This is a genomic window from Aliiroseovarius sp. PrR006 (genome assembly GCF_010500215.1).
Taxonomy (GTDB): domain Bacteria; phylum Pseudomonadota; class Alphaproteobacteria; order Rhodobacterales; family Rhodobacteraceae; genus Aliiroseovarius.
Genome location: NZ_JAAGOY010000004.1, coordinates 658581 through 678929, shown reverse-complemented (window position 1 = coordinate 678929; position 20349 = coordinate 658581). Strand labels below are relative to the sequence as shown.

Sequence of the window (20349 nt, the reverse complement as noted above, 5' to 3'; positions counted from 1 at the left end):
TGTATCATGCCGTTGTTTCCATCCAGAGTACCCGTTACACGACCCGTTTTGCCGGATATCTCGGCAATTGCGGCCGGACTAGAAGATGTCTGGGCCCGTGGCTGGCTGACCAATAACGGTCCGCAACTGCAGGCCTTCCGGGACGATCTGTGCACTTTGTTCGAAACGCCTCACGTGGATCTTCTTGCCAATGGCGCCGTGGCGCTGGAGGCTGTGCTGGACTGCATGGAACTGGAAGGCGAAGTGATCGTTCCGGCCTTCACATTCCCGGCGACGGCGCATGCGGTTTTGCGGGCTGGGCTGAAACCGGTCTTCGCCGATATCGAACCCACGCGGCTTACCGTGGATCCAGAAGCTGTCGAAGCGCTGTGCACGGATCGGACTTCTGCTATTCTCGCCGTCCACATGTTCGGAATGCCTTGCTTCGTGGATGCACTGCAAAAGATTGCGGATCGTCGCGGGATTGCGCTCATCTATGATGCGGCCCACATGCTGGGCATCCGCTATCAGGGGCGCCCCATCAGTGCTTATGGCGATGCCGCCATGTTCAGTCTGCATGCAACCAAGGTCGTGCATGCCGTGGAGGGCGGTGCTTTGGTCTACAGGGATGGCGCACTGCGGCCCAAACTGGCCTCCTTCGTCAATCACGGGATCGGCGGCGCGAGCCGCCGTGGAACGAATGCCAAGATGAGTGAGCTGCATGCCCTTGTGGGCCGGATCGTTCTGGCCGAGTTGCCCCGGATCAGCGCCCGGCTCGAGAAACTGCGGGCGATTTACGATGATGCTCTCTCGGGTATTTCGGGAGTGCAACGTGTTTACAATATGTGTGATGGGCTCGAGGGAGCATCGGGTTTCTACCCCGTTCTGTTCGACAAGGATGTCGGATCGCGTGACGAGATCATGGCCGCGCTTGCCGCCGACAACATCGACACCCGCGCCTATTTCGATCCTCCTCTCAACGAAGATCCCCGCTTTGGCACGGAGCCGGTCGGCACACCTGTGGCCAAGGACATCTCAGGAAGGATCATGGCGCTGCCGTTCTTTGCCGATCTCGACCATGAAGACGCGGGCAAGATCGTCATGGCACTCAAAAGAGCGATCGAAACCTGAAAATCCGGTATCACCGCTCAAATCACTACGCGAAAACGAATTTCCGTTGGCGTTTCGCCAAGCTAGAGGGTAAAAAGACGGCAGTTTTTCTTTGACCAACAGCTTTGGAGGCGCGTCAGCGTGTTTGTTCTTTCCAGGCCAAGTTTTTTACTGCGGCGCATGCTGGGCTGGTTCGTGTCCGAGGATCGGGTCTCTGCTGATCGTAGTTTCCGCATTCTTTGCAGACAGGTCGCCCATGAATTCGGCGACAGCCCGCGCAATTGCGTGATTGCAATGTCACCGGCAAGCACCCGTGCCGACGCTGTCAATCACGCATTGATGCTGGCAGCCACGCTCGAGAGCGAAGTTGGCGCGTCGGTTTTGCTGGTCGATGGCTCGTTCCAGGCGCGGGACAGCCTGACGGCCTTTTTCGGTGCACGCCGCGATCCCGGCTTTGCGGAGCTGTGCGCGGACCCCAAGCAGGACATCAAACCGCTTCTCAAACCTACCAGTCGGGACGGCATCAAGTTCCTTCCACGCGGCAAGGTTAGCGTTGCGCTGAAAAAAGGGCTAGCCAAGGAGGTGTTCGACGCGCTGCGCGAAACATTCGACTATGTCCTGATCAATCAGGAGCCAACGACCTCGGATGCCCGCAACCTCGAGGTTCTGACACAAGCTGACCTCGTCCTGTTGTGGGTCGAAGAGGGTAAGACACGCACTGTTGAGCTGGACGAGCAAGAGCATGCGATGAACAACGTCGGCGTCGCGGATATCCGCGTTGTCGTCGTCTTGCCCGAGAGGGTCGCAATGCACAAAAGCGAGCTGCGGTAGCATCATGGCAGGTGGCGTGCACAAGGATTGGGGTGACCTGATTTTCTTGTCGGTGGCCTTTGTCGCGACGGTTTTGGTCGCAACAGCCTATACGCTGGTCTTGCTGTCCAGCAGCAAGATGCTGTTCGTGTTGTTCTACGGCACAGCGTTTTGCGCACTGGCGACGGCGGTGCTGGGCAATCTTCGGCTGGCCGTGCTTGTCGGCCTCATCATGGTCGCGCCACTGAGCATCGGCAAAGACTTTTTGCCCATGCCGCACATGGGCGGGGCAAGCTCATTCGCCATCGAAGCTGCGGATCTTTTTCTGGGTGTGCTGCTGCTGTTCCAGTTGCGCGACTTGGTGCAGAAACGAAGGCCATTCGTGCTGCCCTCAGGCAGCGCCGGGCTCATCGCCATGATTGCCGTAGGGGTGGTACATATGGCGGTCGGGCCCAGTCCGCTTCTAGCCTCGCACCAGGTGTTTCAGATGATGAAAGACCTGATGCTGTTCTTTGTCGTGACCAATGAACTGGTCAGGGTGCGGCAATTCCGAATTGTGTTCTGGGCCTTCATGGCGACACTTTGCGTGCAGTCGGGCATCGGCATTCTGCAATACGTGAAGCAGAGCGATCTCGGGTTGCAGATCCTTGGTGAGCTTGATGCGGCGACACTGGAAATCGCCAATTTTGCGACCTACGGCAAGGATGGCGCAGTGTTTCGGATTTCCGCCCTGTTGGGACATCCCAACCTGTTCGGGGCATTCGTTTCGTTGCTGTTCTCGATGGCCGTGGCTTCGTTTTCCTACAAGCTGCCCGCGTTCCAACGATCGATCATTGTGTTCGTGACCTTTCTCGGTGCGGCGGCGCTTCTGCTGACGTTGTCGCGTTCGGCCTGGGTTTCGGGGGCCTTCGGGGTTCTCGTTCTGATGTGCCTGAGCGTGGTCCATCCCCAGTGGCGTTCGCGTGGACTGCCCATTGCACTCTTTATAGCGATCGGGGGGATCATCGTCATGATCCCCGCGTTGCCCGTCATCATCCAACGCTTTGTGGCCAGCGACAGCGGTGCGGTCGATTTTCGCATCGAATGGATGCTCGTGGCATGGGACATGATCAAGAACAATTGGGTGGAAGGCGTCGGGCTCAACACGTTCGTGTTCCATCTGCCCAACAATACCCCTTATGGCGGTGCGGACAGCCTGACACAGCGGTTTGGCCCGAATTGGCCCGTGGTGCACAACATCTACCTGCTGATCTGGTCCGAGATGGGCACGTTCGGCTTTATCGCGTTCATGTATACGATGCTGGTGCTGTTCTATATTGCCTACGACAACTTACGCTATGTGATCGACCCTCACATTTATGCCCTGTCCATTGGGGCCGCAGGAGGGTTGGGAGCTGTCATGTTGGACGGTCTGGCAAGTTTCTTCCTGCGCAACCCGCAATGTGGGCGCATGTTCTGGATTGTCGCTGCGACGCTGGTGGCGGCGCATGTCTGGAACAAGCGCAACGCTCCCTTGCGGACGGGCGCAACTCCAGACCAGAATGATGCGGTGGCGCGTGTGCGCAACGGTTTATCACGCCGACAACGGACAGGCGCATGACGGCACGGTCACTTCTGTCGAACGCGGCCAGCCTGACGATCGGGCGCATGTTGCTGTCGCTCGGGCGGCTTGGGGCCACATTGCTGGTAGCGCGCACAGCCGGAGCGGACGTCTATGGCGAGTATGCGCTCGTGCTGGGCGTGGTCTTTCTTTGCGAATGGTTGGCCGATTTCGGACAGACTGATATCGCCGTGCGCGACAGAGGTCAGGTCGGCACGTCGGCGCCCGTGGCAACGCTGAGACGACTCAAGTTTTTCGTCGCGCCGGTCGCGGCGATCATCTTGCCGGCGCTGATCCTTGCGCTAGGCTATCCTGAGCCGATGGTTCTGGCGGCCCTCGCGGGAATGGGGGCGGTGCTGGCGACGGCGCTGCTTCAGCCGTGGCGCGCGCAACTCCGGATCGAGGGGCGCCAACATGTCGATATCGGAACCGAACTTGCCGGCTTCGTCCTGATGATCATCCTTTTGGTTTGCGCGTTGTTGGCGGATCTGCGCCTTTGGGCGCTGATCGGGGCATCCTCGGCTTCGCGCATTCTGCAGCTTGTTCTGGTGTGGAGAATGACTTCCATTCCGATCGATGACGTAGCCACGTCAGAAAGAGGCCCATGGCATTTGGGCCGTGTCGCACTGCCGCTCGGGCTGCTGGGGCTTCTTGTGCTGGTTTACGAGCTGTCGGCGCCCGTGATCCTGTCCCAGTATCTCAGTCTGACAGAGGTCGGTCTATTCATGGCCGCCTTCCGGCTCGTTGCGCCCACGGTAATCGTGTCGCAGGCGGTAACGCAGGCCTTTTTCCCGGTGCTGTCGGCGGCGTGGCCGGCGCAGTCAGACGTCCTGCTCCCGGGCCAGGATGCCGTGCTTCTGCTGTGCGCTCTGTCCTCTGCGATCATGGCGGCAGCCGCCTATGGCGGAGCGGAGGCCTTGATGGGCCTTTTCGGGGCGGATTTTCTGGCAGCCGCGGGCATCCTGCGCGTCCTCGCCATCGTTGTCTTCTTGCGGGCCATTACGGCCGCCATGTCCCCGCTGCTGGTCATCGCCAACCGGCACAGTTTCGGCTTGTGGCTCACGTCAAGCGCCGTGGCGCTGCAACTGGGGCTGCTGGTGATTTTGGTGCCGCAGTTCGGATTGATCGGTGCAGCCCTCGGTTATCTTGTAGTCGAAGCCACGATCAGCACCGTCGGTGTCTGGCTTGTTGCCACCCACGTGTCAGGCGTGCGTCCGGACTGGACAGTGCCGCTGCGGTTTGGACTCGCGCTGATTACCGCTGCCGCCGTGACCGAGCTGTTGGGTTATTCCGGGACGTGGGTTGGTTTCTTCATGACGCCGGTGTTGCTGCTGCTGCTGGCCGTCATGCTCGGTGTCCTGACGCGTCAGCGGGGATCGTCAGTAGCGGCGGTTCTGGCAAGGCGGGCCTCGGTCGAATGAGTGACAAGATCCGTATTGCCATCGCCTCCCCCGGGGTAGGCCTCGTCCAGCGCGGGTTCGAACGTTTGTTTCGCGACCTCTTCGATCTGGTGCGGGACGACGCCGATGTGACTCTGCTCAAGGGGGGGGGGGCACAGAAGCCGGACGAAAGGCGCATGCACTTCCTGCCGCGCGGTGGCCAGTTTCTGAAGTGGGTCCCGTTGCACAAACTGATTGGGCGTACGCCGATGCATATCGAATGCCTCACCTTCGCTCTGGCCATGATGCCGTCGCTTCTGGCCGGGCGTTATGATGTTGTGCATGTAATCGATCCGCCGTTGGCGCGACTGCTCTTTCACCTGCGGCGGTTGACCGGAGCACGGTTCCGCCTGCTTTACACCGAAGGGACCGCGATGCCGCCGGGTGACTATCCGCCTGCGGACCACATTCACCAGATCAGTGCCGCCACGTTCGACGACGCGGTCGCGCACGGTCACAACCCAGATGCGATGACTGTCCTGCCCTGTGGCTATTCCCCTGCGCGCTTTGCCAAGGCCAAAGACCGCGCCACGCTGAGACAGGAATACGGCGTGCCCGAGGACACGTTTGTGGTGCTCTCGGTCGCGGCACTGAACCGCTATCACAAGCGGACCGACTACCTGATCGAGGAGTTCGCCGGGATGCCGAAGGGTGCGCTCTTATGGCTGGATGGGAGCCTCGATCACGGAGATGCCGACCTGCCGGACATTGCGCGCCAGCGGCTTGGCGACCGGGTACGCATCACCCATGTGGACAGCGACAAGGTGGGCGAGCTGTTTGGTTTGGCCGACACCTTCGTCCACACTGCTGGTTTCGAGGCCTTTGGCATCGCCATCATCGAAGCGGCGGCGTATGGCCTGCCCGTGCTGATCCATGACAACGCCCATTTCCGTTGGTTGATCCCTCAGGACGACAGCCGCATCGACATGCTCGAGGCTGGCGCACTCTCGCGCAGGCTGCAGGATCTGATGGCGGATCCGGACGCGCGCGACGCGGCGCAGGTCGACGCGTTCGCGACCCGGACCTATGCCTGGCCCGTTCTTCGCGATGACTACCTTGCGCTTTATCAACGGATGGCCCGGCAACCATGACCAAAGAGCTCGCTATCATTATCGTCAACTGGAACGTCAAGGACCTCTTGCGGGACTGTTTGACGTCACTACGCGACAACACAGGTATGAGCCCCGACCGCTACGAGGTCATCGTCGTTGACAATGCCTCGTCCGACGGGAGCGTTGACATGTTGCGCGATCCGGAATTCGCTTGGATCCGCCTGATAGAAGCACCCGAAAATGTAGGCTTCGCGCCCGGTTGCCAGATCGGGTACGAGGCCACGGTTGCGCCTGTAATCTTGTTGCTCAATCCCGATACTGTCGTACACGAGGGGGCGATCGACCAGATGCTGGAGACACTTACCAGCACGCCCGAGATCGGCATTTTGGGATCCCGGCTGCGCAACAGTGACGGCAGCTTTCAACGCGCGGCAGGGGGGGCTTTCCCGACCCTTTACAACCTCGCCTGGAACTACCTCTTGCCCAAACGCCTCCTGCCGCGGAGCTGGCGGCCCGATCCGGTTTACGTGGAGGATGACGTCCCCGGCCTGCGCGACTTTGACTGGGTATCCGGTGCATCGCTGATGTTTCGCCGTGACGTCGTGGGAGACCAGATCTTTGCACCCGAATTCTTCATGTTCGGCGAAGACATGCAGCTGTGCCACCGTGTCGGGAAAAGCCACCGCGTCGTGTTCTCGGCGCTTCAGACCATCACGCATCACCATGGCCGCAGCTTTTCCAAACAGCCGTCCATGGAAGTGATCGGGACCGTCTTCAAAGGCCCCAGGCAGTTTTTCAGAAAGGATCGCGGTCCGCTAGCATGTGTGGCCTATGATGCCATCCTTTTTGCCGGATATCTGATGAGATGGGTCGCGTTTTCGGTGTTGGCCATCCTGCGCCCCAAGCAAGAGTATCGCACCATGGCGCGGTTCTGCCGACGATACCTTTGGGCGATGCTGCGCACCTTGTTTGCTGACACAATCATGTGTGGACGGCACCTATTTTGCAAGGATTGATCTGAACTGACTTTGGTCATTTTGGGTTGCGGGTATGTGTCCGGCCTTTGTGTACGGTGCAATTGATCGCAGGCCCTTCTGTGGTTTCCGCTCGAAATGCTAGAAGTTTCTGAGCCATTTTCGTGTGATCGAGTGCGGTCTTTCGGAAGCCGCTGGCCGGTATGGTGATCCGCGGATCAGGTCCAAATCTGATGAACGAGCTCAGATCGGCTGGTGGGCCAGTGCTGGTTTTCCTGCTCCAGATCTGTTCGATCATTTCGCCCATGCAATTCGTCGACTTCTCACTCCCCCCGTCACCGGCTTTGGACTGCCGAGCAGTGCTTCTTTTTCACGCAGAGACAGCCTGGTCCGGATCCTGATAATCCTCATTTTTCGTCAGCATGGCCCAGAATGTTCGCGCCATCTTGTTCGCCAGAGCAATAGCGACCAGCATCTTCGGTTTCCTTGCCAGCAGCCAGCTCCCCGATCTTCGCGTGCAGTTCCTTGACCTGCTCCTCGTCAATCTCAGGGGTTTTCTTGCCGCCGCGCTCAAATATACCGGACGCACCTTTCAGGAGCGCTCGCTTCCAACTGTGGATCATAGTCGGGTGAACGCCAAAGCGGCTCGCCAACTCAGCGACCGTCTGTTCACCCTTCAGTGCCTCAAGCGCCACCTTCGCCTTGATTTCCCGCGAATGGTTCTTCCGTTCCGACATCTCTGATCTCCTTCTTGTCGAAGATCAGCAGACAACAAATCGTAGCTTACGTCAGTGTCCGAATCTCGGGGGGAGTTCACCTATAGTGAGATCGGCAAATGGGCAGAGCTACTAAGTTACGTAATCGCCTAGTTCTAAGAGTGGGGAGGGAACAATTATCAAGATACATCACAGCGCATAAATCGCTGGGTCTTTCAATTATTACAAACCGGCATCGGACCTTGGTCAAAAGTCACCAACTGAGTGATGTCCCCTTTGGAGTCACCTGTTGCCTCAGCCAGTTCGGTGGGGGTAAATGCTATAATGATGAAGTGGGAAAACAATAGATCTACTGCGATGACAAATTTTCAAAAACCGCTTACGGGTTTTCAGCCTCGTGAAGCTATGGTACCGATCGGGGTTGAACGAAGCGACGAGTAAGACCTCAAATGTGCTTCACATAAAAGAAAAAGAACAAGGCACCACGAAAGGCAGCCCTTGTGCGGTAGCGCGAGTGAAACGATCTGTTTGCGTGAGTTTGTTAAAGCTCAATGAGGAAACGAAATTCCTCGCATTAGGTTATGTGAGAATGCCCCAGAATGCCTTGGTAGCCACTTGCAAAAGCCGTTGGATTAAAGGCCTAAGAATGAATTTGTTAAAGTGATCTCAGTTAAAAACGCACCACTCCCCGATGTTAAGATCATTATGCCAGAGCGTTATGGTGATGATCGCGGTTTCTTTTCCGAAAGCTGGAACAAAAAGCAATTGGAAAATCAAGGGATTGACGTTGATTTCGTTCAAGATAACCATTCACTGTCGCGAGAAATTGGAACTATCCGCGGACTACACTACCAATTCCCCCCGTATGCGCAGGACAAATTGGTGCGCTGTGGGCGTGGCCGTTTACTTGACGTCGTGGTGGATGTTCGTCGTGGCTCGCCAACATACGGCAGGTGGATGATGGAGGAATTGAGTTTCGAGAATGGAAAGCAGCTTTTTGTGCCAAAAGGCTTCTTACATGGCTTTATGACTTTAGAGCCAGAAACAGAAATTATCTATAAGTGTTCTGACTATTATGCGCCGGCTTGTGATGGTGCTGTAAGGTGGGACAGCTGCGGGATTGAGTGGCCTTTGAAGCGAACCATCCCGATCTTATCGGAGAAAGATCGGGCGGCCCAACTGTTTGCCGAATTTGAGACTCCGTTTCTGTATGAGGGCGGCCAATGAGGATTCTTGTGACGGGCGGAGCCGGGTTCATTGGCTCAGCAGTGGTTCGGTTGGCCCTAGAACGGGGGTATGGCGTGATCAATCTCGATGCACTGACTTACGCTGCTTGCCTGGAAAATGTAGCATCTGTGGCTGACAATCCGAGTTACCACTTTGAGCGAGCGGACATTCGTGACCGAACCTCCCTTGATCATATATTCAACAAGTATCACCCGGATATGGTAATGCATTTGGCTGCCGAAAGCCACGTGGATCGCTCAATCGATGGGCCTGCTGATTTCATTGAGACGAATGTCACAGGCACGTTTAATATGCTAGAAGCCGCACGCAGCTATTGGGAGAGCGCTGATCGTCCTGACAGATTTCGCTTTCTTCATGTTAGCACTGACGAGGTGTATGGCTCGCTCCCCACTAACCCACAGGTGAAATTCACCGAAGACATGGCCTATGATCCACGGTCACCTTACTCCGCCTCCAAGGCGAGTTCCGATCACCTGGTTCGTGCGTGGCATGAGACCTACGGCCTGCCAGTCATATTAACAAACTGCTCGAACAATTATGGGCCCTACCAATTCCCCGAAAAACTTATTCCGGTTGTGATCCTGAACGCTCTCGCTGGTAAGCCACTGCCAATATATGGCGACGGTTCGAACATCCGTGACTGGTTGTTTGTGGAGGATCACGCCGATGCAATACTTCTGGCAATCGAGAAGGGGCGGTTAGGACGCAGTTACAATATCGGCGGAGAAAATGAATGCACGAACCTCGAATTGGTACAAACTGTTTGCGCCATTCTCGACCGTCTGCATCCGAGAAAGAATGCAAGCTACACAGATCTAATTACCTTTGTGTCTGATCGACCTGGTCACGATGTGCGCTACGCGATTGATCCTTCGCGGATACGCAATGAATTAGGCTGGCAACCTTCAGTGACTGTTGAGGAAGGAATTGAGCGGACCATTAGGTGGTATTTGGAGAATGAGAGTTGGTGGCGACCGCTGCTGGATCGCCGGGGCGTGGGCGTTCGGCTTGGTGTAGGAGAGGGATCGGAATGACGGTCTTAGTGTTCGGACAAAATGGACAAGTCGCTACAGAGTTACGGCAGCTTGAAGGGGTGATTTCTCTGGGGCGCAATCAGGCCAACCTCGAGGACCCACAATCTTGCGCCTTTGAGATCCGCACACACGCACCGAAGGCTGTGATTAATGCCGCAGCCTATACAGCCGTTGATCGGGCCGAGAAAGAGGAGGCGCTTGCTACCCGGATCAACGGTGATGCCCCTGCACTGATGGCGAAGGTCTGCGCAGAGCTAGATATTCCGTTTGTTCATGTCTCAACCGATTACATTTTTGATGGAACTGGTGAGCGCCCTCGGCGTCCCGATGATCATCCCGCTCCTCCAAACTCCTATGGTCGGTCAAAATTAGCGGGCGAAGATGGAGTGCGTGCGGTCGGCGGGCGCTACGCAATCTTGCGCACTTCCTGGGTGTTTTCCGCGCATGGTACTAATTTCGTAAGAACCATGCTGCGCCTTTCCGCGACCCGTGATGAGTTGAATGTCGTAGACGATCAAATTGGTGGCCCGACGTCAGCGCGCGATATTGCGCAAGCGTGTGTGACAATCGCCAAGCAGCTAAGACAAGACCCCTCGAAATCCGGCACCTACCATTTGACGGGCACTCCCGATGTTAGTTGGTACAGTTTCGCCCAAGAGATATTTCGCCGAACTGGACGCTCGATTGCCGTCAATCCAATTTCGACCCATGACTATCCCACACCTGCACTTCGCCCTTTGAACTCGCGGTTGGACTGCCGTCAAACAGAAGAAAAATTTGGCATCTCGCGTCCAGACTGGAAGCGGGCTCTTGATGATGTCTTGAATGAATTGGAGATGGAATAATGAGGGAACGCAAGGGCATCATACTGGCAGGCGGTTCTGGTACACGTCTCTATCCCATCACGCTGGGAGTGTCGAAGCAGCTTCTTCCGATCTATGATAAACCGATGATATATTATCCTCTAAGCGTTCTTATGCTGACCGGCATTCGCGAGATTCTCATTATTACAACCCCCCAGGATCAAGAGCAGTTCGCACGTACGCTTGGGGATGGAAGCCAGTGGGGGATTTCGCTTTCATATATCGTGCAGCCCAATCCGGACGGGTTAGCTCAGGCATATATTTTGGGTGAGGAGTTTCTTGATGGGGATCCCTCCGCAATGGTCCTTGGTGATAACATCTTTTTCGGACACGGATTACCCGAAATGCTTTCAGAGGGTAATCGAGATACAGAAGGCGGTACCGTATTTGGCTACCGTGTAGCAGATCCTGAACGCTACGGCGTCGTAGATTTTACAGATGACGGTACGGTCCGCGCAATCATAGAAAAACCAGCCGTACCGCCTTCGAGCTACGCGGTAACTGGGTTGTATTTTCTGGACGGCAGTGCTCCAGAGCGCGCGCGTGACATCAGGCCCTCTGCTCGCGGAGAGCTCGAGATAGTAACTCTATTGGAAAGCTATCTGAGCGATGAGTTGCTATCTGTCAGACTCATGGGGCGCGGTTATGCTTGGTTGGACACAGGCACCCATTCCTCCCTGCTAGAAGCGGGTAATTTCGTTCGGACTCTCACCGAGCGCCAAGGACAACAAGTAGGCTCGCCAGATGAAATTGCCTACCGAAATGGATGGATTAGCTCTGAGGCCTTGCTTGAGCGTGCACGGTATTACGCAAAGAATAACTATGGTGGCTATCTCAAAAGCTTGGCACGTCATGGCGGTGTCAGAAGAAACTAACTTGAGACGGGCAGGGTGCTGAATTAGCGTCCTGCCATGTCCAAACGCTCTCCTTTTCGGTACTTTAAAACCAGTCCTGAGATCATCCGCCTAGCGGTGATGATATATGTTCGGTTCCCACTTTCACTGCGTAATGTGGAGGATCTTCTGCATGAGCGCGGGATCGAAATCAGCTACGAAACAGTGCGCTATTGGTGGAACCGGTTTGGTCCTTTGTTCACTTCTGAGATACGAAGAAAACGGGTTCAGTAACTACGCGCATTCTCCCGTTGGCAGTGGCACCTGGACGAGGTGTTCGTGAAAATCAACGGAGAGCGACATTACTTATGGCGAGCAATTGATCACGAAGGGGAGGTGCTGGAAAGCTACGTAACGAAGCGCCGAAACAAGCGTGCAGCCCTTAAACTCTTGAGGAAAGCGATGAAACGATACGGCTCAGCCTGAGCTGGTTGTGACGGATCGGCTTCGGTCTTATGGGGCGGCAATGCGGGATATTGGAATTGAAGGTAAGCAGGTGACTGGCCGTTATTTGAACAACCGGATTGAGAACTCCCATTTCCCGTTTCGACGACGAGAACGTGCCATGTTTCGCTTCCGGCGAATGCGAAGTCTGCAGATATTCGTTGCCGTCCACGCCTCCGTCTTCAACCATTTCAATCAGGATCGCAGTCTTTCGAGACGGGATCATTTCAAGCTGAAACGCTCCGTCGCTCTCGCCGAGTGGCGCGGTCTTTGCGCTGGTTAAAGGACGGTCATACTGGCCTAGTGGAGACTGGTTCAAATTTGTCTGATAGCAACCAATCTTGAAGTTCTCGATGAGTGCCGTGCGAAGCTGGCCAATAATGCGTTGTCTGGCCGGGTAGTCCAGTCGTTTCTGAGATACGAACACGGGTCAGTGAGCATTGGGCATTAAATCAACGCTCCGCCCAGACTTGTTTCAGGTAGGAACCGGCCCTTAGTCGACCTTGCTTCCCTTGTCGCGAGTGGCCGGTTTTGAACCCCAATAACCTGATGCTGCAATTGCGATGAATGACCGCTTTGGGACGTCTCGCGTTTTGACCTCATCTACAGTCTTTGCCCAGATTGCGGGTGAGATATCCAACGGCAATGTGCAGCAGGATCGAGAATACCCCAAGTGTCAGCATGGCAGCGAACATCAGATCCGTCTTGGCGCGGCCATTTGCCAAAAGCATCAAATAGCCCAACCCGCGCGACGCGCCGACCCATTCGCCGATCACTGCGCCGATGGGCGCATAGACAGCCGCAAGTCGCAGCCCCGAAGCCAGCGAAGGCAGAGCTGCCGGTACACGAATATGCCACAGGACGCGTGACGGGCTGGCTTGCATCGTGCGGGCCAGATCCAGATAGCCCTGAGGTGTGCGCATCAACCCGTCGAAGAAGGCCGATGTGACGGGGAAATAGATGATCAGGACCGCCATCGCGACCTTGGACCACAGACCATAGCCCAGCCACAGGGTCAGGATGGGGGCCAGGGCAAAGACCGGCAGCGCTTGCGTGAAGACCAGCATCGGCTGGATCAAAACCCGCGCCACCCGCGACGAGGCAAGTTGGATGGCGGTTACTGCACCCAGACCTGCTCCGATGGCAAGGCCGATCAGCACTTCGGTTGCCGTGACAAGCGTGTGCTCGGCGATGACGGCGCGGTATTGCCACCACGTCTCGGCCACCAATGCAGGGCCGGGCAGGATGAATTTCGGCAGGCCGGTGGTGGTGACAATGAGTTGCCACAGGATGACCGCGAAAAGCGCGGCTGCAAGGGCGGGAAGGTACCTCATGCCACGCCCTCGCGCAGGTGTCGGAGAAGTGCTGCCTGACACTCCAGCGTTTCCAGATCATCCACGGGTCGTGGAATTGGCGATGGCGGATGTGGGCAGCGGGTCAGGCCACCGGGGGCCATCACGATGATGGAATGGCCTAGACGCGCGGCCTCGGCCGGGTCGTGCGTGACGACCAGAACGGTTTTGCCCTGCAACAGCTCGACCGCCAGTTCCTGCATCGCCGCGCGCGTCTGCGCGTCCAGCGCCGAGAAGGGCTCATCAAGCAGGATGACAGGTTTGTCTTCCATCAACGTGCGGGCAAGGGCCACGCGCTGGCGCTGACCGCCTGACAGCTCGGCAGGTTTCTTAGTCGCGTGATCGGCTAGGCCAACACGGTCGAGTATGCGGCGCAACCGATCCGTATCCGGCTTGTCGCCGCGCAGGCGTGCGCCCAGAAGAACGTTCTGAGACACGCTTGCCCACGGCAAAAGCAGATCATCCTGCGCCATATAGGCCACGCGGGAGGCAACTTCGGCATTGTCCGAGGCAGTGATCTCGCCCTCGAACTCCGCCCCTGTCGCCAAGCCTGAAATCAGCCGCAAAACCGTGGATTTCCCCACGCCAGACCCGCCCAGAAGACAGGTCCATTGCCCGGCCTCAAGCTCCAACGTCAAAGGCGCAAAAAGCGGCGCGCCTTTCAGCGTCGCACACCCTTTAACCCGAATACCGGGCGCTGGATTCATGGCGTCAGACCCATTTGCCAGAAGTTGACCTCTAACGCGGTCGCGGTGCGAAATGTATTGCACAAGCGATCCCAGCGAGGCGACGCGGTGAAGTCTTGCCCCAAGCGGCGGAATAGGGCCGCGTCGAGCATCTCGCCCACCGCCTTGCACGCCCCTTGATAGTCCTCGCCCGCATAGGTGGCGATCCAGTCGGCATAAGCATCCGAGGTCTTGTCGGCCGCCAAGCGCGTGCCGATCTCGCCATAGCCCATCACGCAGGGGGCAAGTGCCGCCAACAGATCCAGCAGGTCGCCGCTATATCCTGCCTCGAGCACGAAGCGCGTATAGGCAAGATTTTCGGCGCGTTCGGCGGTGGCGAACAGCTCGTCCTGAGAAATGCCCGCAGCCTCGCAAATGCCGATATGCAGCTGCATTTCTTCAGCCACCAGCGCGTTGACAGTGCCCACGGCGGTCAGCATTTCCGCATGCGTTTCCGACTTCACCACCGCCAGCGCCCACGCGCGAGAGAAGTGGATCAGGAACACATAGTCCTGCCGCAGGTAATGCAGGAAAGCTTCGCGGGGCAGGGTGCCGTCCTTCATCCCCTCGACGAATGCATGGCGGGTATAATCCCGCCATGCTTCGCCTGACTGATCGCGCATCACCGCGAAGGCGTGGCCGTAAGGACCGCTCATTTTGCGGTCACGTCGATGGTGATCGCATCCACCGGGTTCAGCGATGTGATCATGCCGCTGTCCAGCAGGAATTGCTCGAACCGCGCATAGCGACCCGCGTCAAATCCAGCAGGACGCAAGGCAAAGCGCGGTAGGGTGTCGACCCACGCCTTTGCGTTCAGCTCGTCCTGCAATTCGGTCGAGGTGCCTGCGAAGATCTCCCAGCTTTTGTCTGGGTTGTTGACGATGTACTGCGTTGCTTTCTCGGTCGCGGCCATGAAGCGCGCGATCATGTCGGCGTCCATCAGCTCGGGATTGGCGACGTAGATCAGCTCGTCATAGGACGGCACGCCTTCTTCTTCGATATAGAAGCAGCGACCTTCTACGCCTTCGATCTCCATCTGGTTCAGTTCGAAATTGCGGAACGCGCCGATCACGGCATCCACCTGACCGGACATCAGCGACGGCGACAGCGAGAAGTTGACATTGATCATCTCGATATCATCGACACTGACGCCGTGGTTGCCCAAAACGGCCCCCAGAACTGCCTCTTCGACACCGGCAACCGAAAAGCCAACCTTGCTACCTTTCAGGTCCGCGGGTGTGGCGATCGGGCCGTCTTTTAGGACCAGCAGACAGTTCAGCGGTGTGGCGACCAAGGTGCCAACCCGTTTCAAGGGCAGCCCTTCGTGGATCTGAAGGTGCAGCTGCGGCTGATAGGACACGGCCAGTTCGGCTTGTCCAGCAGCCACAAGGCGCGGCGGGGCCGAGGGGTCAGCGGGGGCGACGATGTCGACCTCTAGCCCCTGTTCGGTGAAATAGCCGTTCTCCTGCGCGATGATGATCGGCCCATGGTCGGGGTTGATGAACCAATCCAACAGCAGGGTCATCTTGTCGGCAGCCATGGCTGGAGTTGCAGCCAAAAGCGCAACGGCGGTTATCAGGTGTTTCATGCGGTTTCCTTCCTGTTCGTCATGAGGCAGAGGCCGCGACAAGGACGATCTCGCCGGGCCAAATGGGGGTGATGTCTTCGGCCGCGCGCCACGCGCGCAGCCCTGTGGCACAGCACAGCGCAAGCCGGGTGCCAGCGGGTGGTAAGTTCTGTGCAAGCTGTTCGACACTCAGCCGTTGGGCCGAAGGGTGCAGCGCAGGGGCGTCTTGGCGCAGTTCGATAATCCGGTCTTGGTCGGTCAGGTCCGATGCCGCGACAAAGCGGAACAAGGCCTCGGGTTCTGGGGCGGTATCAAAGCGGAAGTTCGAGGACCGCAGGCTGCGCGCGTCGAACTGCACCACCTGCCCCAGCGGCGAAGGCGAAAACCCCAGCAGCACGTTCAGCGTCATTTGCGCCTGCATCGCTCCGATCATGCCGACCACTGGGCCAAGTACTCCGGCGGTTTCGCAGCTTGCTCCACTGTCCGGCGCGTCGGGAAACACCGCACGCAGAGAGGGCGCGCTGCCGCAGAACCCGCCAGCATAGCCGCCCAGCCCAAGCACCGAAGCGCTGATCAGCGGGAAATTTTGCGCGCGGCAAAGATCGCTCAGAAGATAACTGACCGCGTAGCTGTCGGCGCAATCCAGCACCAGATCGGCCTCTGCCAGCAGGCCGGGAGCGTTGGCCGGGGTCAGCTTGTATTCCCGGGTTTCCACGGTGATGTCGCAGTTGATGGCACGGCAACGGTCAGCCGCGATGCGGGCCTTTGGAAGACCGCAATCCGCCTCGGCAAATAGGGTCTGGCGGTGCAGGTTCGACAGAGACACCGTATCGCCATCGACAATCGTCAGGTGTCCGATGCCCGCTCCTGCCAGAAGGGGCAGACAGGGTGCGGCCAGACCACCTGCGCCGATCACCAGAACCCGCGCCTGCGCTAAACGGGCCTGACCGTCCGCGCCAAGCTCGGGCAAAATCATCTGGCGGGCATAGCGGTTCATCGCGTCGCCTCGATCCACTGGCGAACGCGCGCTTCGGGGTCAGCATTCAACGTGATGTCCGTCACCGCCGAGACGATGTCCGCCCCCGCAGCGAAGACACCCGCTGACCGTTCAACGGACATGCCGCCGATCCCGACAAGAGGGACGTCGCCTACGCGGGCCTTCCATTCGGTGACCCGCGGTAAGCCCTGCTCGTGCCACTTCATCTTTTTCAGGATCGTTGGATAGACTGGACCAAGGGCAACGTAATCCGGACCCATCGCCAGAACCCGTTCCAATTCGTCATCGTCATGGGTGGAAACACCCAGCTTCAGTCCCGCCTTGCGGATCGCTGTAAGGTCAGCCTCGTCGAGATCCTCTTGGCCCAGATGGATCCAGTCGCAGCCAAGCTCGATCGCGGCCTGCCAGTAGTCATTCACCACCAGAACCGCGCCGTGAGCGCGGCACAGATCACGCGAGATCGCGATCTGCTCGCGCACCACCGCATCAGGCTGATCTTTCATCCGCAACTGCACCAGTTTCACGCCCAAAGGCAGCATTCGGCGCAGCCAGTCGGAATGGTCGAAAATCGGGTAGAACCGGTCGAGTGTCATGCGAGAAACGCCTTTCCAATCACGGGGGTCGATGCCTCGGCCATGTCGCGCGCCTCGATTGGGTCGGCGTCATGCGCCAGTTTCCCGGCCTCGATGGCGCTCATCATGGCGCGCGCCATCGCGACCGGATCACCGGCGCGGGCGACGGCGGTATTCAGCAGAACCGCGTCATAGCCCAGCTCCATCGCATGGGCGGCGTGGCTGGGCAGGCCAATTCCGGCATCGACCACCAAGGGCACATCTGGAAATTCCGCCCGCATCGCCCGCAATGCGTATTCATTGTTCAGCCCCCGGCCAGACCCGATGGGTGCGCCCCAAGGCATCAGCACCTCGCATCCCGCATCAAGCAGACGTTCGGCAACGATCAGGTCTTCGGTGGTATAGGGAAATACCTGAAACCCGTCTTCGGTCAGAATGCGGGCGGCCTCGACCAGCTGGAAAACGTCTGGTTGCAGACTGTCGGTGTGCCCGATCAGTTCCAGCTTGATCCATTTGGTGTCAAACACCTCGCGCGCCATATGGGCCGTGGTGATGGCCTCATTCACCGTGTGGCATCCGGCGGTGTTGGGCAGGATCAGAACGCTAAGATCCTGAATCATCTGCCAAAACGCTTGACCCGTGCCCCCAGCGCCTTCTCGACGCAGGGATACCGTGGCCACGCCAGCGCCGCTTTCGCGAAAGGCCTGTTCCAAGATCGCGGGGCTGGGATATTGCGCCGTGCCCAGCATCAACGGGTTGGGAAGCTCAGTGCCGTAAAAACGTTTCATCCTCACCCTCCCTGCATTGGCGCGACGACCTCGACCCGGTCGCCGTCGTTCAGGCTATGACCGTCCCGCAGAGGGGCCGGGACGAAGTCTTCGTTCACCGCGGTCGCGACGCGGCCCGTAAAGCCGCATTCCGTCAGCAAGGCAGACAGGGTTGAGGCCGCGACCTCGCGCACCTCTCCGTTAAGCACGATCTTCATCGACCATCTCCGAATGTGTGTTGTTGAGCGCCAGATCAGCCACGCCGCGCGCCAATGCCGGGGCAAGCAGATAGCCGTGGCGGTACAGGCCGTTGGCATAAATAGTGTGGCCCAACCGGCGAATGCGCGGCAGGTTGTCGGGGAACGCCGGACGCAGATCGACACCGATTTCCAGCACCTCGGCCTCGCCGAATGCGGGGTTCAGCGCATAGGCAGCCGAAAGCAGTTCCAGCATGGAACGCGCGGTGATGCGGCTGCTGTCTTCGCTTTCGATCATCGTCGCGCCCAGCATGTAGACACCGTCGCCCCGCGGTACGATGTAAAGCGGCATCCGGGGATGCAGCAGCCGCACCGGGCGCGTCAGAGAGACATCTGGGCAGCGGATCACCAGCATCTCGCCCTTGACACCGCGCAGATCGTGCAGAACCTCACGGGCGTGTAACCCGCGGCAATCGATGGCATTTTTCAGCTGCGATGGAGCCATTTTCTTGTGAAAGGTGACGCCTTTGTCCAACAAGCCATTGTAGAGATCCAGCAGCGCCTTACGCGGATTCAAATGGGCCTCGGCCTCGAAATACAACCCCTGTGTAAAGCCGTGTAGATCGGGTTCTAGCTCCGCAATCTCGGCACCGACCTCGCGAAACCCTTCGGTCCGGCGGGCGAAACGGCGCAGATCCGGCAGGTCCCGGCGCGAAGCAACCACAAGGGTTCCGCTTCGCTGCAACTGGGTCTTATCCGCCCACCAGCCGATGGCCTCTTGCCCCAAGCGCACCACCGGCTCCTCGGCGTTCTCGAACTCGCACCACGGTGCCAGCATGCCGCCAGCCCACCAAGAACACCCATGCGGGCCGGGCGGGCCAGAGGGATCAAACACCTGCACCTCGGCGCCACGCGCGGCCAACTCGGTCGCGACTGCCAGCCCCGCGACGCCAGCCCCTATGACGGACCAGATCGTCATGCCTGCCAGACCCGGTGGAAATGGTGGACAGGCCCGTGACCATGACCAACACCCAGATCATCAGCCGCAGCGATGGCCCCTTGCAGATAGGTATGCGCCTGCCCAACCGCGTCCTTCAACGGCAACCCATTTGCCAAACCGGCAGAGATCGAGGACGACAAGGTGCACCCGGTGCCATGCGTATTCGCAGTTTGGCGGCGCGGGGCCGTAAATTCGGCGATCACACCACGCTCAGAAATCAGGATATCATGGCAAATCTCGCCCTCGGCATGACCGCCTTTCATCAGAACCGCCTGCGCCCCTAGATCAACAAGCGCATGGCCCTGCGCGACCAAGTCGTCCGCCGAAGTCGCCACGGGTTGATCCAGCAGGCAGGCTGCTTCCGGCAAGTTGGGGGTCAGCACAGTCGCGCGTGGCAAAAGCACGTTGCGCAGTGTCGCGATGGCCTCCACTGCCAGCAACGCATCGCCGGACTTGGCGATCATCACCGGGTCAAGCACGATCGGACCTTCAAATCCGGCCAGCGCCTCCGCGACGGTCTGGATGATGTCAGGAGTTGCCAACATCCCGATCTTGATCGCGCCAACATCAAGGTCGCTCAACACGGCCTCGATTTGGGCGGTCACAACAGCAAGCGGAATGCCGTGTACAGCCGTCACCGCCTGAGTGTTCTGAGCCGTCACCGCGGTGATCACGCTGGCGCCATAGACGCCCAACGCAGACATGGCTTTCAGATCAGCCTGTATGCCTGCACCACCGCCACTGTCAGATCCAGCTATTGTCAAAGCGATTTTCGCCACATCGTGCTCCTTTTTTTCTCAAAGGGCACGGACAGGAACACTGACGGGCAGCGTTAAGACCGTTCCCTACGCCGGCATTGCCCGGATCAGGTTCGATGGGTTTACGCTTGTGCGAGTCTCAGCCTTGGTAAGGCACCCCAACGGTTCGAACGCCGAGTAGCAACTCAACCTGACGAAGTCAAATGATCATGTGAGTTATGCAGGTCTTGCCAGATCGCAGGCCAGATTTAT

20 protein-coding genes, 3 pseudogenes and 1 riboswitch are annotated in these 20349 nt (G+C 58.3%); of the genes and pseudogenes, 11 read left to right on the top strand and 12 right to left on the bottom strand.

The window, feature by feature from the left end; genetic code table 11:
- The first annotated feature begins 6 nt into the window (after positions 1-6).
- From G0Q00_RS03380 to G0Q00_RS03355, 6 genes are all read left to right on the top strand, one after another.
- Positions 7-1110, top strand: a complete 1104-nt coding sequence (locus tag G0Q00_RS03380; protein WP_163036394.1) for a DegT/DnrJ/EryC1/StrS aminotransferase family protein — start codon at positions 7-9, stop codon at positions 1108-1110.
- Between the two features lie 159 nt (positions 1111-1269).
- Positions 1270-1920, top strand: a complete 651-nt coding sequence (locus G0Q00_RS03375; RefSeq protein ID WP_163036392.1) for a CpsD/CapB family tyrosine-protein kinase — start codon at positions 1270-1272, stop codon at positions 1918-1920.
- Positions 1921-1972: 52 nt separating this feature from the next.
- Positions 1973-3499, top strand: a complete 1527-nt coding sequence (locus tag G0Q00_RS03370; RefSeq protein ID WP_370458554.1) for an O-antigen ligase family protein — start codon at positions 1973-1975, stop codon at positions 3497-3499.
- Positions 3496-4920, top strand: coding sequence for a lipopolysaccharide biosynthesis protein (locus tag G0Q00_RS03365; protein WP_163036388.1), 1425 nt, complete (start codon positions 3496-3498; stop codon positions 4918-4920). The genes G0Q00_RS03370 and G0Q00_RS03365 overlap by 4 nt, the downstream gene beginning before the upstream one ends.
- The gene (locus tag G0Q00_RS03360) at positions 4917-6029 is read left to right on the top strand and encodes a glycosyltransferase family 4 protein (protein ID WP_163036386.1); all 1113 of its coding nucleotides are present in this window, start codon (positions 4917-4919) and stop codon (positions 6027-6029) included. The genes G0Q00_RS03365 and G0Q00_RS03360 overlap by 4 nt, the downstream gene beginning before the upstream one ends.
- Positions 6026-7006 carry a glycosyltransferase family 2 protein gene (locus G0Q00_RS03355; protein ID WP_163036384.1) on the top strand — a complete coding sequence of 327 codons (981 nt, stop codon included), beginning with the start codon at positions 6026-6028 and terminating at the stop codon, positions 7004-7006. Before G0Q00_RS03360 ends, G0Q00_RS03355 begins: the two co-directional genes overlap by 4 nt.
- Before the next feature lie 328 nt (positions 7007-7334).
- Here G0Q00_RS03355 and G0Q00_RS03350 read toward each other — a convergent pair.
- Positions 7335-7490, bottom strand: a pseudogene (locus G0Q00_RS03350) (IS110 family transposase); the annotation flags it as partial.
- A gap of 49 nt (positions 7491-7539) precedes the next feature.
- Positions 7540-7701, bottom strand: a pseudogene (locus tag G0Q00_RS15790) (transposase); the annotation flags it as partial.
- 642 nt (positions 7702-8343) lie between these two features.
- On the opposite strand from G0Q00_RS15790, the gene rfbC reads away from it, so the two are divergent.
- From rfbC to G0Q00_RS03320, 5 genes and pseudogenes are all read left to right on the top strand, one after another.
- Entirely contained in the window at positions 8344-8907 is a 564-nt protein-coding gene (gene rfbC / locus G0Q00_RS03340) for a dTDP-4-dehydrorhamnose 3,5-epimerase (protein WP_163038272.1), read from the top strand.
- Positions 8904-9962, top strand: coding sequence for a dTDP-glucose 4,6-dehydratase (gene rfbB, locus G0Q00_RS03335; protein ID WP_163036380.1), 1059 nt, complete (start codon positions 8904-8906; stop codon positions 9960-9962). The genes rfbC and rfbB overlap by 4 nt, the downstream gene beginning before the upstream one ends.
- Positions 9959-10807, top strand: coding sequence for a dTDP-4-dehydrorhamnose reductase (gene rfbD / locus G0Q00_RS03330; RefSeq protein WP_163036378.1), 849 nt, complete (start codon positions 9959-9961; stop codon positions 10805-10807). The genes rfbB and rfbD overlap by 4 nt, the downstream gene beginning before the upstream one ends.
- Positions 10807-11700: a glucose-1-phosphate thymidylyltransferase RfbA gene (gene rfbA / locus G0Q00_RS03325; RefSeq protein WP_163036376.1), complete on the top strand. Its 894-nt coding sequence runs from the start codon at positions 10807-10809 to the stop codon at positions 11698-11700. The genes rfbD and rfbA overlap by 1 nt, the downstream gene beginning before the upstream one ends.
- A 36-nt stretch (positions 11701-11736) precedes the next feature.
- Positions 11737-12445 (top strand): annotated as a pseudogene (locus G0Q00_RS03320) (IS6 family transposase).
- A gap of 316 nt (positions 12446-12761) precedes the next feature.
- Here the strand turns inward: G0Q00_RS03320 and G0Q00_RS03315 are convergent.
- The 10 genes from G0Q00_RS03315 to thiD are packed head-to-tail and all read right to left on the bottom strand — an operon-like array spanning position 12762 to position 20118.
- A complete protein-coding gene (locus G0Q00_RS03315) occupies positions 12762-13496 on the bottom strand; it encodes an ABC transporter permease (protein WP_163036374.1) in 735 nt (244 codons plus the stop codon).
- A complete protein-coding gene (locus G0Q00_RS03310) occupies positions 13493-14221 on the bottom strand; it encodes an ABC transporter ATP-binding protein (RefSeq protein ID WP_163036372.1) in 729 nt (242 codons plus the stop codon). The genes G0Q00_RS03315 and G0Q00_RS03310 overlap by 4 nt, the downstream gene beginning before the upstream one ends.
- Complete coding sequence (tenA, locus tag G0Q00_RS03305; protein WP_163036370.1) at positions 14218-14895, bottom strand: thiaminase II; 678 nt, start codon at positions 14893-14895, stop codon at positions 14218-14220. Before tenA ends, G0Q00_RS03310 begins: the two co-directional genes overlap by 4 nt.
- Complete coding sequence (locus G0Q00_RS03300; protein WP_163036368.1) at positions 14892-15827, bottom strand: ABC transporter substrate-binding protein; 936 nt, start codon at positions 15825-15827, stop codon at positions 14892-14894. Before G0Q00_RS03300 ends, tenA begins: the two co-directional genes overlap by 4 nt.
- Positions 15828-15846: 19 nt before the next feature.
- Positions 15847-16803: a HesA/MoeB/ThiF family protein gene (locus G0Q00_RS03295; protein ID WP_163036366.1), complete on the bottom strand. Its 957-nt coding sequence runs from the start codon at positions 16801-16803 to the stop codon at positions 15847-15849.
- Positions 16800-17396: a thiamine phosphate synthase gene (locus G0Q00_RS03290; protein WP_163036364.1), complete on the bottom strand. Its 597-nt coding sequence runs from the start codon at positions 17394-17396 to the stop codon at positions 16800-16802. Before G0Q00_RS03290 ends, G0Q00_RS03295 begins: the two co-directional genes overlap by 4 nt.
- A complete protein-coding gene (locus tag G0Q00_RS03285; protein WP_163036362.1) occupies positions 17393-18163 on the bottom strand; it encodes a thiazole synthase in 771 nt (256 codons plus the stop codon). Before G0Q00_RS03285 ends, G0Q00_RS03290 begins: the two co-directional genes overlap by 4 nt.
- A 2-nt stretch (positions 18164-18165) precedes the next feature.
- Entirely contained in the window at positions 18166-18360 is a 195-nt protein-coding gene (gene thiS, locus G0Q00_RS03280; protein WP_163036360.1) for a sulfur carrier protein ThiS, read from the bottom strand.
- A complete protein-coding gene (locus G0Q00_RS03275; RefSeq protein WP_163036359.1) occupies positions 18344-19318 on the bottom strand; it encodes an FAD-dependent oxidoreductase in 975 nt (324 codons plus the stop codon). The genes thiS and G0Q00_RS03275 overlap by 17 nt, the downstream gene beginning before the upstream one ends.
- Positions 19315-20118: a bifunctional hydroxymethylpyrimidine kinase/phosphomethylpyrimidine kinase gene (gene thiD / locus G0Q00_RS03270; protein ID WP_163036357.1), complete on the bottom strand. Its 804-nt coding sequence runs from the start codon at positions 20116-20118 to the stop codon at positions 19315-19317. The genes G0Q00_RS03275 and thiD overlap by 4 nt, the downstream gene beginning before the upstream one ends.
- A 46-nt stretch (positions 20119-20164) precedes the next feature.
- Positions 20165-20268: riboswitch (TPP riboswitch) on the bottom strand.
- Positions 20269-20349: the final 81 nt, after the last annotated feature.

Bases quoted from the DNA above. Each gene is read 5' to 3' on its own strand.
- tenA (WP_163036370.1), bottom strand. From the start codon at position 14,895: ATGAGCGGTCCTTACGGCCACGCCTTCGCGGTGATGCGCGATCAGTCA.
- rfbA (WP_163036376.1), top strand. From the start codon at position 10,807: ATGAGGGAACGCAAGGGCATCATACTGGCAGGCGGTTCTGGTACACGT.
- G0Q00_RS03290 (WP_163036364.1), bottom strand. From the start codon at position 17,396: ATGACACTCGACCGGTTCTACCCGATTTTCGACCATTCCGACTGGCTG.
- G0Q00_RS03285 (WP_163036362.1), bottom strand. From the start codon at position 18,163: ATGAAACGTTTTTACGGCACTGAGCTTCCCAACCCGTTGATGCTGGGC.
- G0Q00_RS03365 (WP_163036388.1), top strand. From the start codon at position 3,496: ATGACGGCACGGTCACTTCTGTCGAACGCGGCCAGCCTGACGATCGGG.
- G0Q00_RS03275 (WP_163036359.1), bottom strand. From the start codon at position 19,318: ATGACGATCTGGTCCGTCATAGGGGCTGGCGTCGCGGGGCTGGCAGTC.
- G0Q00_RS03295 (WP_163036366.1), bottom strand. From the start codon at position 16,803: ATGAACCGCTATGCCCGCCAGATGATTTTGCCCGAGCTTGGCGCGGAC.
- G0Q00_RS03310 (WP_163036372.1), bottom strand. From the start codon at position 14,221: ATGAATCCAGCGCCCGGTATTCGGGTTAAAGGGTGTGCGACGCTGAAA.
- thiS (WP_163036360.1), bottom strand. From the start codon at position 18,360: ATGAAGATCGTGCTTAACGGAGAGGTGCGCGAGGTCGCGGCCTCAACC.
- rfbB (WP_163036380.1), top strand. From the start codon at position 8,904: ATGAGGATTCTTGTGACGGGCGGAGCCGGGTTCATTGGCTCAGCAGTG.
- rfbD (WP_163036378.1), top strand. From the start codon at position 9,959: ATGACGGTCTTAGTGTTCGGACAAAATGGACAAGTCGCTACAGAGTTA.
- G0Q00_RS03360 (WP_163036386.1), top strand. From the start codon at position 4,917: ATGAGTGACAAGATCCGTATTGCCATCGCCTCCCCCGGGGTAGGCCTC.
- G0Q00_RS03300 (WP_163036368.1), bottom strand. From the start codon at position 15,827: ATGAAACACCTGATAACCGCCGTTGCGCTTTTGGCTGCAACTCCAGCC.
- G0Q00_RS03380 (WP_163036394.1), top strand. From the start codon at position 7: ATGCCGTTGTTTCCATCCAGAGTACCCGTTACACGACCCGTTTTGCCG.
- G0Q00_RS03375 (WP_163036392.1), top strand. From the start codon at position 1,270: ATGCTGGGCTGGTTCGTGTCCGAGGATCGGGTCTCTGCTGATCGTAGT.
- G0Q00_RS03315 (WP_163036374.1), bottom strand. From the start codon at position 13,496: ATGAGGTACCTTCCCGCCCTTGCAGCCGCGCTTTTCGCGGTCATCCTG.
- G0Q00_RS03355 (WP_163036384.1), top strand. From the start codon at position 6,026: ATGACCAAAGAGCTCGCTATCATTATCGTCAACTGGAACGTCAAGGAC.